The sequence below is a fragment of the uncultured Planococcus sp. genome (genome assembly GCF_947501725.1).
GTDB lineage: Bacteria > Bacillota > Bacilli > Bacillales_A > Planococcaceae > Planococcus > Planococcus donghaensis_C.
This window is the reverse complement of record NZ_CANMXD010000005.1, coordinates 222,660-236,181: the sequence shown is the minus strand read 5'-3', so window position 1 is coordinate 236,181 and position 13,522 is coordinate 222,660. Positions and strand designations below refer to the sequence as shown.

General features: G+C 46.6%; 13 protein-coding genes. 8 read left to right on the top strand and 5 right to left on the bottom strand.

Annotated features, from left to right (window positions below):
- Window positions 1-184: 184 nt before the first annotated feature.
- Complete coding sequence (locus tag Q0785_RS09755) at window positions 185-625, top strand: thioesterase family protein (RefSeq protein WP_298829175.1); 441 nt, start codon at window positions 185-187, stop codon at window positions 623-625.
- Window positions 609-917: a hypothetical protein gene (locus Q0785_RS09750; protein WP_298829173.1), complete on the top strand. Its 309-nt coding sequence runs from the start codon at window positions 609-611 to the stop codon at window positions 915-917. The genes Q0785_RS09755 and Q0785_RS09750 overlap by 17 nt, the downstream gene beginning before the upstream one ends.
- 15 nt (window positions 918-932) lie before the next feature.
- Here Q0785_RS09750 and Q0785_RS09745 read toward each other — a convergent pair whose 3' ends face one another.
- Both Q0785_RS09745 and plsY read right to left on the bottom strand, forming a co-directional pair.
- On the bottom strand, window positions 933-1,223 hold the full coding sequence (locus Q0785_RS09745; RefSeq protein WP_298829172.1) for a HesB/YadR/YfhF family protein: 291 nt from the start codon (window positions 1,221-1,223) through the stop codon (window positions 933-935).
- A gap of 22 nt (window positions 1,224-1,245) precedes the next feature.
- On the bottom strand, window positions 1,246-1,836 hold the full coding sequence (gene plsY / locus Q0785_RS09740) for a glycerol-3-phosphate 1-O-acyltransferase PlsY (RefSeq protein WP_298829170.1): 591 nt from the start codon (window positions 1,834-1,836) through the stop codon (window positions 1,246-1,248).
- 130 nt (window positions 1,837-1,966) lie between these two features.
- Here plsY and Q0785_RS09735 point away from each other — a divergent pair, with 130 nt between their 5' ends.
- From Q0785_RS09735 to Q0785_RS09710, 6 genes are all read left to right on the top strand, one after another.
- Window positions 1,967-2,380, top strand: coding sequence for a CoA-binding protein (locus Q0785_RS09735; RefSeq protein ID WP_298829168.1), 414 nt, complete (start codon window positions 1,967-1,969; stop codon window positions 2,378-2,380).
- Between the two features lie 119 nt (window positions 2,381-2,499).
- Entirely contained in the window at window positions 2,500-4,470 is a 1,971-nt protein-coding gene (parE, locus tag Q0785_RS09730) for a DNA topoisomerase IV subunit B (protein ID WP_298829166.1), read from the top strand.
- Window positions 4,467-6,893, top strand: a complete 2,427-nt coding sequence (gene parC / locus Q0785_RS09725; protein ID WP_298829164.1) for a DNA topoisomerase IV subunit A — start codon at window positions 4,467-4,469, stop codon at window positions 6,891-6,893. The genes parE and parC overlap by 4 nt, the downstream gene beginning before the upstream one ends.
- 293 nt (window positions 6,894-7,186) lie before the next feature.
- A complete protein-coding gene (ilvA, locus tag Q0785_RS09720) occupies window positions 7,187-8,476 on the top strand; it encodes a threonine ammonia-lyase IlvA (RefSeq protein ID WP_223639171.1) in 1,290 nt (429 codons plus the stop codon).
- Between the two features lie 134 nt (window positions 8,477-8,610).
- The gene (locus Q0785_RS09715; RefSeq protein ID WP_298829160.1) at window positions 8,611-9,174 is read left to right on the top strand and encodes a DNA-3-methyladenine glycosylase I; all 564 of its coding nucleotides are present in this window, start codon (window positions 8,611-8,613) and stop codon (window positions 9,172-9,174) included.
- Window positions 9,175-9,722: 548 nt separating this feature from the next.
- Window positions 9,723-11,654, top strand: coding sequence for a fructose-1,6-bisphosphatase (locus Q0785_RS09710; protein ID WP_298829353.1), 1,932 nt, complete (start codon window positions 9,723-9,725; stop codon window positions 11,652-11,654).
- 113 nt (window positions 11,655-11,767) lie between these two features.
- On the opposite strand, the gene Q0785_RS09705 is transcribed toward Q0785_RS09710, so the two are convergent.
- Genes Q0785_RS09705 through Q0785_RS09695 form a run of 3 tightly spaced genes read right to left on the bottom strand, consistent with a single transcriptional unit; the run spans window position 11,768 to window position 13,375 of the window.
- The gene (locus Q0785_RS09705; protein ID WP_298829157.1) at window positions 11,768-12,262 is read right to left on the bottom strand and encodes a DMT family transporter; all 495 of its coding nucleotides are present in this window, start codon (window positions 12,260-12,262) and stop codon (window positions 11,768-11,770) included.
- A 10-nt stretch (window positions 12,263-12,272) separates the two neighbouring features.
- Window positions 12,273-12,938, bottom strand: coding sequence for a Crp/Fnr family transcriptional regulator (locus Q0785_RS09700; RefSeq protein WP_298829155.1), 666 nt, complete (start codon window positions 12,936-12,938; stop codon window positions 12,273-12,275).
- Between the two features lie 11 nt (window positions 12,939-12,949).
- Window positions 12,950-13,375: a DMT family transporter gene (locus tag Q0785_RS09695; RefSeq protein WP_298829153.1), complete on the bottom strand. Its 426-nt coding sequence runs from the start codon at window positions 13,373-13,375 to the stop codon at window positions 12,950-12,952.
- Window positions 13,376-13,522 lie beyond the last annotated feature (147 nt).

Sequence of the window (13,522 nt, the reverse complement as noted above, 5' to 3'; positions counted from 1 at the left end):
GCCTTTTCTCTTACATCTAAAAACGAATTTCTTGTATACTGGTAAAGAGAAACTTCAATCAGTGGGGTTTCATCACCACTGATTGTTAGTTGATCCAATCGGACTTATACGGTCAGTGGACCTCCCACATGTAGAAGCGGGAGTCTTACTGCCCGTTAAAGCGGAATAAAGAGGTGAAATGGACATGTACATAAGCGAAAAAGAAATAGAAATCCGTTATGCGGAAACCGATCAAATGGGGGTCGTCTATCATGCCAACTATATTATCTGGCTGGAAATCGGCCGCACCAAACTGATTGAAGATCTGGGATTCACGTATGCGGGAATGGAAAAAGACGGTTACTTATCGCCAGTTACCGATATCTCCATTCAATATAAAGCGGCTCTCCGTTACGGACAGAAAGCCTATGTCCGGACCTGGGTTGAGGAGCACGGGCGCCTGCGGACCAAATACGGCTATGAAATCGTCCATGAAGACGGTGCGATTGCTGCAACCGCAACATCCGAGCACGTAGTAGTCAAAAAAGAGTCGTTCCGTCCGGTTTCCATCAAAAAAATCTATCCGGAATGGCATGAAAAATACGAAGAGATCAAAAGGCAGGCAGCCGATGGCGTTCGGAATTAAGCGGGACGAGCTGGAGCGCTGGAAACAGGGAGTCGCCAAGGGACAGATTTCATTTTTGACCCATTACTGGGTGGATGAGCGCTTTCCGGGATGCAGTACGGTCACCAAAGTCGGTTGCTGCGATTTGGATAAGCTGGAGACATGGGGCAAGCAGTATGGTCTGCAGCGTGAATGGATGGATTTGCGCGGCAATTACCCGCATTTTGACTTGTTCGGCGATCGCCAAAAGGCTATTCTGCAGCGGGAAGGGCAATTGGAGCAACTGAATAAACTGCAAAATAAAAAAGCATGAATAGCTCATGCTTTTTTATTTTGTATATGAATAATCAAGTTCGTGCAAGTCATCATTGACGCTGACCTGTAGATTGTGACCGTCAAAATACCAGACATCGGTTTGTTCAATAAAGTAGGTGACTTTGTTCTGTTCCACCTGGACAGCCATTTCATACGGCTGATCTTTGGTTACACCCAATGAAAATCCAGGCTGCAGCTTGCTGGAACCACCGTAGCGGACGAAAAAGCGAACTGCTTCTCCAGGAGCCACTTCCATTTCTTGTTTAAACCAATCGAGTGCGTCTTGACTAATGTTAATCTGCATATCACACGTCCTTCCACTGGGGTTACCAGTTGATTTTCGGCTCAGTTCCTGCGCGGATCCGGGAAATATTGGCCCGATGGCGGAAAATGATGAACAAAGCCAGAATGTATATGACAATCATAAACAGGTAGTCTCCCGTATAGATCCCGTAAAAAGTCGTATAGATGATGAAAACGACAGCCAGGATAATAGAAGACAACGACACCATTTTCGTGATCTTCAAAGCGATGAGCAGCACTGCCACCGCCATGATGAACAATGGCCATTGATAGCCGAGAAGGATACCGCCTGAAGTCGCAACTGCTTTGCCGCCTTTAAATTTAGCGAACACCGGATAGATGTGGCCAATGACTGCGATGACCCCGAGCAGCAGCGGGTGAATGTCAGTTGCGATGTAGAGGGGAATCAGCGTTGCGGCCGTCCCTTTCAGGATATCCAGCAGCGTGACGGCAATTCCGGCTTTCTTCCCGAGTGTCCGGAATGTGTTGGTTGCGCCTAAATTTCCGCTTCCTTGTGTGCGGATGTCCGTGTTGTAAAATAGTTTCCCGACCCATAAGGCAGACGGAATCGAGCCGAGCAGGTAAGCGAGTAGAATGGGAAGCAGTATAGTCATCATGAACTCCTTTAAAACAACCTTATTTTGTAGTATCAGTTTACCATGACTGAAGTTCTTTGAACAATAGATGCCAAATTATTCAACAGGCAGGACGAATTCGTGTATGATAGAATAAAAAGGACAGGTGATGATCTTGAACAATCCTAGCCGAGAAGAAATCAAAAACGTACTCGACAATGCGAAAACAATTGCTGTAATCGGCCTGAGCCCGAATCCAAGCCGAACTTCGCATATCGTTTCGGAAGCCATGCAACGGGCCGGTTACCGCATCATCCCAGTCAATCCGCAGGCAGATACTGTACTGGGTGAAAAAAGTTACGCCTCTTTGAGTGAAATTCCAGAAAAAGTGGATATCGTCAACGTTTTCCGGCGCAGTGAGTTTTTAGAAGATATCGCTGAAGAGTTCATGAAAATCGATTGTCCAGTGTTCTGGACACAATTAAATGTAGTTGATGAAGACGTATTCAATCGCTTGGCTGATGCAGGTTACACAGTCATTATGGACCGTTGCATCAAAGTGGAACACGCCATTCTGAAATAAGGCATTACTGCTAAAGGGCGCTCAGCGCTCTTTTTCTATGAAGTTTGACAGATGAGTACGAAATAGAATACGATTAAGAGAGATCATTATGCGAACAAATGTTTGTTGGAGGGAATTAGATGGCTAAAATTCAAAATACGGCATACAACGAAGAAGCAATTCAGGTACTCGAAGGCTTAGATGCCGTTAGAAAGCGTCCGGGGATGTATATCGGGTCGACGGATACACGCGGGCTTCACCACTTGGTCTATGAGATTGTCGATAACTCGGTCGATGAAGCGCTTGCAGGATACGGAGACAGAATTACTGTAACCATCCATGAAGACAACAGCATCAGTGTCCGGGATTATGGACGCGGCATGCCTACAGGAATGCACCGAAGCGGAAAACCCACTCCGGAAGTGATTCTGACGGTTCTCCATGCCGGAGGGAAATTCGGCCAGGGCGGCTATAAGACAAGTGGAGGCCTTCATGGCGTCGGTGCATCGGTCGTTAATGCTTTATCCGAATTTCTGGAAGTGACGATTTACCGTGACGGCAAAAAGTACCGCCAACGATTTGAAAACGGCGGCAAGCCGGCCACGACGCTTGAAGAAATCGGATCGACAAAAGAAAGTGGTACCATGATCCACTTTTTGCCGGATGAAGCTATTTTTTCCGTGTCCAAATACAATTATGAAACGCTTTCCGAACGTCTGCGCGAGTCTGCTTTCCTGTTGAAGGGGCTGAAGATCGAGTTGTTCGACCAACGGACAGAAGCAAAGGACATTTTTCACTATGAAACCGGCATTGAAGCGTTTGTATCTTACCTGAACGAGGAAAAAGACGTGCTGCACCCAGTAGCCTATATCGAAGGGCAGCAGGACGAAATGGAGATTGAATTTTCGTTCCAGTTCAACGATGGCTATTCCGAAACGATCCTGTCGTTTGTCAACAACGTCCGGACCCGCGATGGTGGTACCCACGAAACCGGCGCAAAAGCGGCCATGACACGCGTCTTCAATGACTATGCCAGAAAAATCAACTTGCTGAAGGAAAAAGACAAAAACCTTGAAGGCTCCGACATCCGCGAAGGATTGGCAGCCATCGTTTCCGTCCGCATCCCCGAAGGCATGCTGCAATTTGAAGGACAGACTAAAAGCAAGCTTGGAACCAGTGAAGCAAGAAGCATCGTCGATTCAGTCGTGTCCCAAAAATTGATGTATTTCCTGGAAGAAAATGCTGATCTCAGCGCTTCTTTGGTGCGGAAAGCAATTCGTGCGTCACAGGCTCGAGTGGCCGCCAGAAAAGCGCGCGAAGACGCGCGAAACGGCAAAAAGCGCAAGAAATCGGACGCGTTGCTGTCCGGTAAATTGACGCCTGCCCAATCCCGCAACGCCTCGAAGAACGAATTATACCTGGTGGAGGGAGACTCGGCCGGCGGTTCTGCCAAACAAGGGCGCGACCGGACCTTCCAGGCTATCCTGCCGCTGCGCGGGAAAGTCGTCAACACGGAAAAAGCGAAACTCGAGGAAATCATGAAGAACGAAGAGATTTCAACCATCATCCACGCGATTGGCGGAGGGGTATCTTCCGATTTTTCAATCGACGACATCGCCTACAATAAAATCATCATCATGACCGATGCAGATACGGATGGAGCGCATATCCAAGTGCTGCTGCTGACGTTCTTCTTCCGGTATATGAAGCCACTGATCGAGGCTGGAAAAGTGTTTATCGCGCTTCCGCCGCTATACAAGGTTTCCAAAGGCATCGGCAAAAAAGAAGTGGTCGACTACGCTTGGACAGAATCGGATTTGGATGCATCGATCCAAAAAGTCGGTAAAGGCTATACACTGCAGCGCTACAAAGGTTTGGGTGAGATGAACGCAGACCAGTTATGGGAAACGACCATGAACCCAGAATCCCGTACATTGATCCGGGTTACGATTGAAGACAGTGCACGCGCAGAACGCGGCATCACTACCTTGATGGGTGATAAAGTGGAACCGCGGCGCAGATGGATCGAAAACAACGTCGACTTCGGACTTGAAGAAGACAGCAATATTCTTGAAAATGATTTGATTCACGCTGAGGAGGAACTTGTATGACACAAACCGAAAGATTTCAGGATTTGCCACTGGAAGAAGTAATCGGCGATCGGTTTGGCCGTTACAGTAAATACATTATCCAGGACCGGGCATTGCCGGACGCACGTGACGGGTTGAAACCTGTTCAGCGCCGTATTTTATATGCAATGTACCACGAGGGCAACACCAATGATAAAGCGTTCCGTAAATCGGCTAAAACCGTCGGTAACGTCATCGGTAACTACCATCCACACGGAGACAGCTCTGTCTACGAGGCGATGGTGCGCTTGAGCCAGGATTGGAAAATCCGACACATGCTCGTTGAAATGCACGGCAATAACGGCTCGATGGACGGCGATTCGCCTGCTGCGATGCGTTACACTGAAGCCCGTCTATCTGCTATTTCATCTGAACTGCTACGGGACATCAATAAAGGCACCGTGGATTTCATCCCAAACTTTGATGATTCTGATATGGAACCGACTGTTTTGCCGGCTCGATTCCCGAACCTTCTGGTCAACGGGTCGACCGGTATTTCTGCCGGCTATGCCACCGATATCCCGCCGCATGCCCTTCACGAAGTACTCGATGCGGTATTGATGCGCATGGATAACCCACAAGCGACAGTCGCGGAACTGATGACCGTCATTAAAGGACCGGATTTCCCGACCGGCGGCATCATCCAGGGAGTGGATGGCATCCGTAAAGCTTATGAAACCGGCAAAGGCAAAATCATTGTCCGTTCAAAAGCCCGGGTGGAACCGTTAAAAGGCGGAAAAGAACAGATCGTCATTACAGAAATCCCTTTTGAAGTCAATAAAGCCAATATGATCAAAAAAATTGACGACCACCGGTTCGACCGCAAGCTTGAAGGCATTTCCGAAGTACGGGATGAATCGGACAGAAGCGGATTGCGGATTGTCATTGAATTGAAGAAAGATGTCCAGGCAAACGGAATTTTGAGCTATCTCTATAAAAATACCGATCTGCAGGTCAGCTACAACTTCAATATGGTGGCCATCTACAAACGCCGTCCGACAATGATGACATTGCAGACGATGCTGGATGCCTATATCGAGCATCAGAAAGAAGTTATCACCAAGCGTTCTGAGTTCGATCTGCAAAAAGCCAGTGATCGTATGCATATTGTGGAAGGCTTGATGAAAGCTCTATCGATTCTGGACAAAGTGATCAAGACCATCCGTTCTTCAAAAGATAAACGCGATGCCAAAAATAACCTGATTGAGTCATTCGATTTCTCGGAAGCACAGTCGGAAGCGATTGTCTCCCTGCAACTATACCGTTTGACCAATACGGACATCACGGAACTGCAAAAAGAAGAAAACGATCTGAAAAAATTGATCGCTGAATTGACAGGGATACTGACCAGTTCAACAAAATTAAAAAATGTCATCAAGAAAGAATTGGCAAACATACGCAAGCAATTTGCAGAACCGCGCCGATCCGTCATTGAAGATAAAATTGAAGAAATCACTATTACACGCGAAATCATGATCCCAAGCGAAGAAGTGGTAGTAACCGTAACCAAAGAAGGGTATGTCAAGCGGACCAGTACACGTTCTCATGCCGCTTCAAACGGCAAGGACTTCGCGATGAAAGAAACGGATTATCTGCTGTTCGAAGGCAACTTAAATACGCAGCATACCATTCTGATATTCACCACTGCAGGAAACTTTGTTTACCAGCCGATCAATGAATTGCCTGATATCAAATGGAAAGACCTTGGCCAGCATTTATCCAGCATCGTGCAATTGGATGCCAATGAATCCATCCTTGCGGTGTATCCGTTTGAAAACTTCGATGCAGAAGCCAGCATCCTGACGGTCTCTAAATTAGGGCAGGTCAAACGTTCAGCGTTGAAGGATTATCATATTCAGCGTTATTCACGTGCTATTAAGACGATGAACCTGAAGTCGGGCGATGCGATGATTTATGCGGGATTGGTGACGAAGGAAACCGAATTGTTCATAGGGACTAAGCAAGCCTATGGGGTACGTTTCCCACTGGAGGAAGTTCCGCTTACCGGACTTCGTACCGGGGGTGTCAAAGGCATCAATCTGAAAGATGCGGATGAAGCAGTGTCCGCTGTTATGATCGACCCGGAAGTGAAGCAGGAATTAGTCTTGATCACCCACCGCGGTGCGGCGAAGAAAATGAAGCTGCAGGAGTTTGAAAGCGGCAGCCGTGCAAAGCGGGGCGTCGTCATGCTCCGTGAGTTGAAATCGAATGCTCACCGTGTGGTTGCTGTAGTCGCTGCAACCGGTAAAGAAGAAATCATTCTGGAAACCGACAAAGGCGCACGCATTTCACTGATTGCCAATTCGTTGAAGAACGTGGACCGTTATTCAAATGGTTCCTTTATCGCGGATGAAGCAACAGATGGAAAAGTGGTTTCCGCTTATCGTGTCGAACTAAAAGAGTAATACTTATAACCCACCCTTTATTCAAAAGGGTGGGTTATTTTTATTCAAGTTATTCATTTTTCAGCCGAGCCATATTTGTTATTCATTAATATTCAATTGGAGAAATGGGAAATGTGCCATTCATTAAAATGAATAGTTAACAATCTTCCATTCTAATCTTTTGCAGGTGTATTTAAGTTCGATAAAGACAAGATGGAGAAAAACTTTTCATTGAATTGTCGCAATTTTCTTACCAAGTAAACGCTCTGATGTGTTAGAGTAGTGAGATAAATAAAAATAAGAAGGTGACATCTATGGCTAAGAGCAACATCACAGAGCTTGACAGGGAAGTAAAGCTATCTAGAGTATCGGTGGAAGAGATTATGGTGGCCAACCAGGCGCTCAAGGATGTCGTCAATAAAACTCCGTTGCAGAAAAATGAATTATTGTCCGCACGATATGAATGCAATGTCTATTTGAAGCGTGAGGATCTGCAAGTGGTTCGTTCCTTTAAACTGCGTGGAGCCTATAACTTCATCCGCAGCCTAAGCGCAGCAGACCGTGCTAAAGGCGTCGTCTGTGCCAGCGCCGGCAACCATGCGCAAGGTGTGGCCTACTCGTGCTTCGCACTCGGCATTGAAGGGAAGATTTTCATGCCATTGACGACTCCGCGCCAAAAAGTATCGCAGGTCAAGCGGTTTGGCGGAGACAAAGTATCGGTAGTATTGACGGGCGATACGTTTGACGATTCTTTCACTGCGGCGATGGACTACTGCACGGTGGAAGAAAAGGTGTTTGTCCATCCATTCAACGACAGCCGCATCATCGCTGGACAAGGGACAGTTGCGGTAGAAGTGCTGAATGATATGCAGGAGCGCGTCGATTATATGTTCTGCGCAATCGGAGGCGGCGGATTGGCGTCCGGCGTCGGGTCTTACTTGAAAGGAATCAGCCCTTCGACAAAACTGATCGGTGTGGAACCGGCCGGAGCTGCGGGGATGAAAGCTTCTCTAGCCAATGGACAGGTGACGCGTCTGGATACCATCGACACATTTGTCGATGGCGCTGCAGTCAAACAGGTCGGGGATCTTTCCATGGCCATCTGTTCAGATGTCTTGGACGACATCGCTCTGGTGCCCGAAGGTAAAGTCTGCACGACGATTTTGCAGCTGTATAACGAAAATGCCATCGTGGCGGAACCCGCTGGCGCATTATCCGTTGCAGCCCTTGATTTCTATAAAGATGACATCAAAGGAAAAAACGTTGTTTGCGTCATCAGTGGGGGCAATAATGACATTGAACGGATGCAGGAAATCAAAGAAAAATCTCTGATTTATGAGGGATTGAAGCATTATTTCATCGTCACTTTCCCGCAGCGTGCTGGAGCTCTCCGTAAATTTATGGAGCAGGTTCTTGGAGAAAATGATGACATCACCCATTTCGAATACACGAAACGGACAAACCGCGAAGAAGGACCGGTCTTGGTCGGAATCGAATTGAAGTGCCAGGAGGACTACGAGCCGCTCGTCAAACGCATGACAGAAAACGGTTTTCCATATAAAGACCTCAATAATGATTCTCTGCTGTTCAATTTATTGATCTAATGGCAGAGTTGACCTAGACGAAAGGGCGTTCACGATTAGTGGACGTCCTTTTCAGTATTCCGAAAAAGTCTATAAATGTGGAGGTTTCTCTTCAGTGGTATAGTGGAATCAACTACAGAAACGAGGTGGTATAGGTGGGAAATCGATGTTTATGGGCTCAAAGCAATGCCGTGATGCAAGCCTACCATGATGAAGAATGGTGCAGGCCCAGCCGGGAAGACCGCTATATTTTCGAAATGTTGATTCTGGAAGGTGCACAGGCCGGATTATCGTGGAATATTGTGTTATCAAAGCGCAAAGCCTATCAGGAAGCTTTCCATCAATTCGACGTTGATTATTGTACGGGGCTGTCGGATGCAGATCTTGTATCCATCAAAGAGAATTATCCTATAGTCAAGCACAGCGCAAAAATCCAATCTGTCCGTACCAACGCTCAGGCGGTACATAGCATTCAAAAGGAGTGGGGAAGTTTCGCTGATTTCCTATGGAGCTTTACAGATGGCGTACCGGTCCACAATAACTGGGAAACCGATGCACAGATTCCTGCGCAATCGCCGTTTTCTGTCCAGCTCAGCAAAGAATTGAAAAAGCGCGGCTTTAAATTTGTGGGACCGGTGACGACATATTCGTTTATGCAGGCAATCGGGATGGTCCATGACCATATCAATAGCTGTGACTATCGGATTGGTAATCAATAAACAACCGCAAATGACTGCTCTCAGGAGATGTGAGCCTTCAGTTTGGCGCTGGCCCTTTAAAATCCAGCAGGTTCTCCAAGTTTAAAAGATGATAAGAAGCAGGGAAGTGAAACCATCACTTTCTTGCTTCTTTTTTATCATCTACCGGACCGTCTGTTTCATCTGGGCACGTATAACGAGTTTCCTCGATGGGTTTCAGCCCGTTGTTCAAACGATTTCTTTTCAGTTCAGCCGGCTAATCTTTTTTCTACTAGAGCTTATGCGGTTTCTGCGGTAAACTGAATCATAAGGAAGACCATTTTTTTTCCCTTTTTGTTTATGGGGGTCTCAAATACTAAGAAAAAGCATCCTTTCTCTCTTTTGTAGATGAAAAAGAGGTGTATAATTTGTCTTATATCCAAATAAAACCATTTAATTGAGTGTATGTAAATGTTTATTTCAGTCAAAGTGACCAGGTTTCTGAACAAGTAATGGTATTTACAGTAACCGTCTTATTTTTTGCCGAACGGCAGAAAAATAAAACGAGTCGCGGAAGGAGATGTAGTATGTTGAACTTAAAATACTTGGATCTATTGGCGCAAAAATACGATAGTGAAGAAAAAGTTGCAACTGAAATCATCAATCTTGAGTCAATCCTTGATCTGCCTAAAGGAACCGAGCATTTTGTCAGCGATTTACACGGAGAATTCCAAGCTTTCCAGCATGTTCTGCGAAATGGCTCGGGAAATGTGAAAGTGAAGATCAAGGACTTGTTCAAAGATGAAATGAGCCAGAAAGAGCTCAACGAATTTGCGACATTAGTTTACTATCCGGAAGAAAAACTGCAGTTGATCAAAAGCAATTTCAGCAGTAAAGCGGAGTTGCAGGAATGGTACATAGAAATCATTGAACGGATGCTGAAACTCGTGTCCTATGCATCGTCCAAATACACACGTTCGAAACTGCGCAAAGCCCTGCCGAAGCAATTTGTTTATATTATCGAAGAGCTGCTGTACAAGACGGACGAGTTCAAAAATAAAAAAGAGTACTACGCCAAAATGGTGGATCAGATCATATCGCTCGGACAGGCCGACAAGCTGATCATCGGATTGGCTTACACGATGCAGCGTTTGACTGTGGATCATCTGCATGTAGTGGGCGATATCTATGACCGGGGACCGGATCCGCATAAGATTGTGGATACACTCATCGATTACCATTCAGTTGATATTCAATGGGGAAATCATGATGTCCTTTGGATCGGCGCATTTGCCGGCTCTAAGGTGTGCCTGGCGAACATCGTTCGTATCTGCGCACGCTACAATAATTTGGATATTATCGAAGATGTCTATGGCATCAATCTGCGTCCGCTGTTGAACCTGGCGGAAAAGTACTATGACGACAACCCGGCTTTCCGTCCGAAAAGAATTGCGGATGAAAAACTGACGGAGCAGGAACAGCTGCAGATCACTAAAATCCATCAGGCGATTTCCATCATTCAGTTTAAGCTGGAAAGTCCGATCATCAAAAGACGTCCTTGTTTTGCGATGGAAGACCGGTTGTTGCTTGAAAAAGTCGATTATGAAAAAAATGAAGCAACGATCCATGGAAAAACTTATCCGCTGGAAAACGGCTGTTTTGCGACCGTCAATCCGGAAAAACCTGATGAATTGCTGGAAGAAGAGCAGCAGGTCATCGATAAGCTGCTGTTTTCTCTTCAACATTCGGAAAAATTGGCAAGGCACATGAATTTCCTGATGAAAAAAGGGAGCCTTTATTTGAAGTACAACGGCAACTTACTGATCCATGGCTGTATACCGCTGGATGAAGAAGGCAATATGGAGAAGATGGAGATTGAAGGGAAAGACTATGCGGGCCGGGATTTATTGGACCTTTTCGAGCGGTATCTCCGGCATTCATTTGTTCATCCCGAGGAAACTGATGACTTTGCGACTGATATGGTCTGGTACTTGTGGACAGGGGAATATTCCTCCCTTTTCGGCAAACGGGAAATGACGACGTTTGAGCGCTATTTCATCAAAGACAAAGAGACGCATAAAGAGCGGAAGAATCCGTATTATTATTTGCGTGAAGATGAGGAAATGTGCCGCAAGATGCTGGAGGAGTTCGACTTGAATCCGGATCATGGACGTATCATCAATGGCCATACGCCGGTCAAGGAACGTGATGGGGAAAACCCAATCAAAGCGAACGGCAAGATGCTGGTGATTGATGGCGGATTCTCGAAAGCCTACCAATCGACCACAGGAATCGCCGGCTATACGCTGTTATACAACTCTTATGGCATGCAGCTGGTGGCGCATCAATTGTTCAACTCCAAAGAAGAGGTATTGCAGAACGGTACGGATGTATTGTCCGCAAAACGGCTGGTCGATGAAGAGCTGGAGCGAAAAAAAGTCAGGGAAACGAATATCGGAGAAGAATTAATGCAGGAAATCTTCAATTTAAACAGTTTGAGGGAATACCGTTACATGAAGTAACGGCAGTTGAATGGCATAAAAAAAGGAGAGCTGCACCATTGCGGCTCTTCCTTTTTTTGTCTTAACGATCCACTTATTCTCAAAAAACTGATGTCGATTAAAATTTCTTGGGACTACCCTTTTACAGAGCCGTCCACCCCGACAGATTTTCTTTTTGAAGCGTGATGCTGCTCAAGTCTTGGACCCAGCTGAAATAACAGGACACCGCCGCTGATCAACAGGACGCCGAGCAGGGACTGCCATGTGAAAGCGACTTTTTCCAAGCCGAACCATCCGAGCGTATCCCACATCAAGCCAAAGAAAATCTGCGACACCATGATCAGGGAAATGGCGCGGCTGGGTCCGAGAATCTGGACGCCCTGTGTTACGCAGGCCACGACGCCGACGCCGAGTATGCCGCTGAACCAAAACCAGGGTTGTGCCTCGAATTCGAACAGCCGGCTGCCTTCAAAAGCGAGCCCCGCGGCAAGTGAAGCCAGAAATCCGAGAAGCAGGACAAGGGCCGTAGTGGACCAGACGCTGACATGTTTTTTAACGTTGGCGTTGAACGTATTTTGAAGACAGACAAACGCGCCTCCGAGTAATGCCAATAAGATGCCGATTGCCATACAGATTCTCCTATTCGTAAATATTTTGACCGGCTTGAGCGAGCAGGGAAGAACGGTCAAGAATGGTGATTTTCCCACGCTTTTTAGTGATCCAGCCGGCTTGTTCGAATTGCTTAAGCACACGATTCAAATGCCGATAGCTGGTGCCGATCAAGTCAGCCATATCGACGAGGGAAGTGGAGTCGAGTTTCGGCTCTGTCGGTGTCATGGACAACAGGTAGCTCGCCAGGCGAACATCCACTGGATAAAGCAGGTTGAAGTTCATGGCGTGCGATTTCATTTTGAATTTCTGGGTAACGGTTTCGAGGAGGAATTGAAGCCACACGGGATTGTCTGCCATCTCTTTTTGCAGGATTTCGTATGGAATCCGGATGACCCGTGTCGTTGTGACGGCTTCTACGGTATTGATCAGCGGACATTGCTGGATGAATTCGATATCGCCCACCAAATCAAAAGGATTTTTAAACGCTAAAATTAAACGCTTTCCTTCGGGCGAAAGCATGGATACCTTCAGTTTTCCTTTGACTAGGAGGTAGAGGGTACCGGAATCATCTCCTTGAGACAGCAAACGGTCTCCACCTGCTAAACTTTCCATTTGCATCGCATGTTGGACACGTTCCGGAAACAAATCCGCAAGTCCGTATTGGGATAGATAATCCCTGCTTGTCAATTCCATTTCCACTCTCCTCACCATTTCAGGACAATGACTCCTGCAATCATCAGCAACAGCCCCGCAATCTGTGTCCGCCCGATCCGCTGCTTGGCCATGTCGAACCAGCCTTTACTGTCGATCATGACTGCCGCAACCAACTGGGCAATCAAAAAGATGCCGATGGTCAGCGTTACACCCATCCGGTGGACTGCTGTCATATTGCTGTAAAGGACGACCGCTGCCAGCATTCCCCCGGATGCGTAAAGAGGCGGTACTGTTTTTAAATTGAGGTACGAACGGTCCCTCAGGATAACAACAATCAACAGCGCCAGCACAAAGCCGGTGAACTGTGTCATCGTCGCTGCCTGCCATGTTCCGATGCCAGTACTGATTGTGGCATTTGCAACACTCTGGAAGGTCAGGAAAAAGCCGCCTGCCAGGGCAAAAAAGATTCCTCTCATCCAGCTCACACACCTTTCTTTCATTTTACAGTAAAAGAAGATGAAAAATACGGAAAGGACATGTGTCCTATTCATGAAAATGGATTTAAAATAAGTAAACTTAGCTGGGAGTTGTCTGAAATCCACACTATAGTTAAATTCGCCGAA

Bases quoted from the DNA above. Each gene is read 5' to 3' on its own strand.
- Q0785_RS09705 (WP_298829157.1), bottom strand. From the start codon at position 12,262: ATGGCAATCGGCATCTTATTGGCATTACTCGGAGGCGCGTTTGTCTGT.
- Q0785_RS09700 (WP_298829155.1), bottom strand. From the start codon at position 12,938: ATGGAATTGACAAGCAGGGATTATCTATCCCAATACGGACTTGCGGAT.
- Q0785_RS09750 (WP_298829173.1), top strand. From the start codon at position 609: ATGGCGTTCGGAATTAAGCGGGACGAGCTGGAGCGCTGGAAACAGGGA.
- plsY (WP_298829170.1), bottom strand. From the start codon at position 1,836: ATGACTATACTGCTTCCCATTCTACTCGCTTACCTGCTCGGCTCGATT.
- Q0785_RS09695 (WP_298829153.1), bottom strand. From the start codon at position 13,375: ATGAGAGGAATCTTTTTTGCCCTGGCAGGCGGCTTTTTCCTGACCTTC.
- ilvA (WP_223639171.1), top strand. From the start codon at position 7,187: ATGGCTAAGAGCAACATCACAGAGCTTGACAGGGAAGTAAAGCTATCT.
- Q0785_RS09735 (WP_298829168.1), top strand. From the start codon at position 1,967: ATGATCTTGAACAATCCTAGCCGAGAAGAAATCAAAAACGTACTCGAC.
- Q0785_RS09755 (WP_298829175.1), top strand. From the start codon at position 185: ATGTACATAAGCGAAAAAGAAATAGAAATCCGTTATGCGGAAACCGAT.
- parC (WP_298829164.1), top strand. From the start codon at position 4,467: ATGACACAAACCGAAAGATTTCAGGATTTGCCACTGGAAGAAGTAATC.
- parE (WP_298829166.1), top strand. From the start codon at position 2,500: ATGGCTAAAATTCAAAATACGGCATACAACGAAGAAGCAATTCAGGTA.
- Q0785_RS09745 (WP_298829172.1), bottom strand. From the start codon at position 1,223: ATGCAGATTAACATTAGTCAAGACGCACTCGATTGGTTTAAACAAGAA.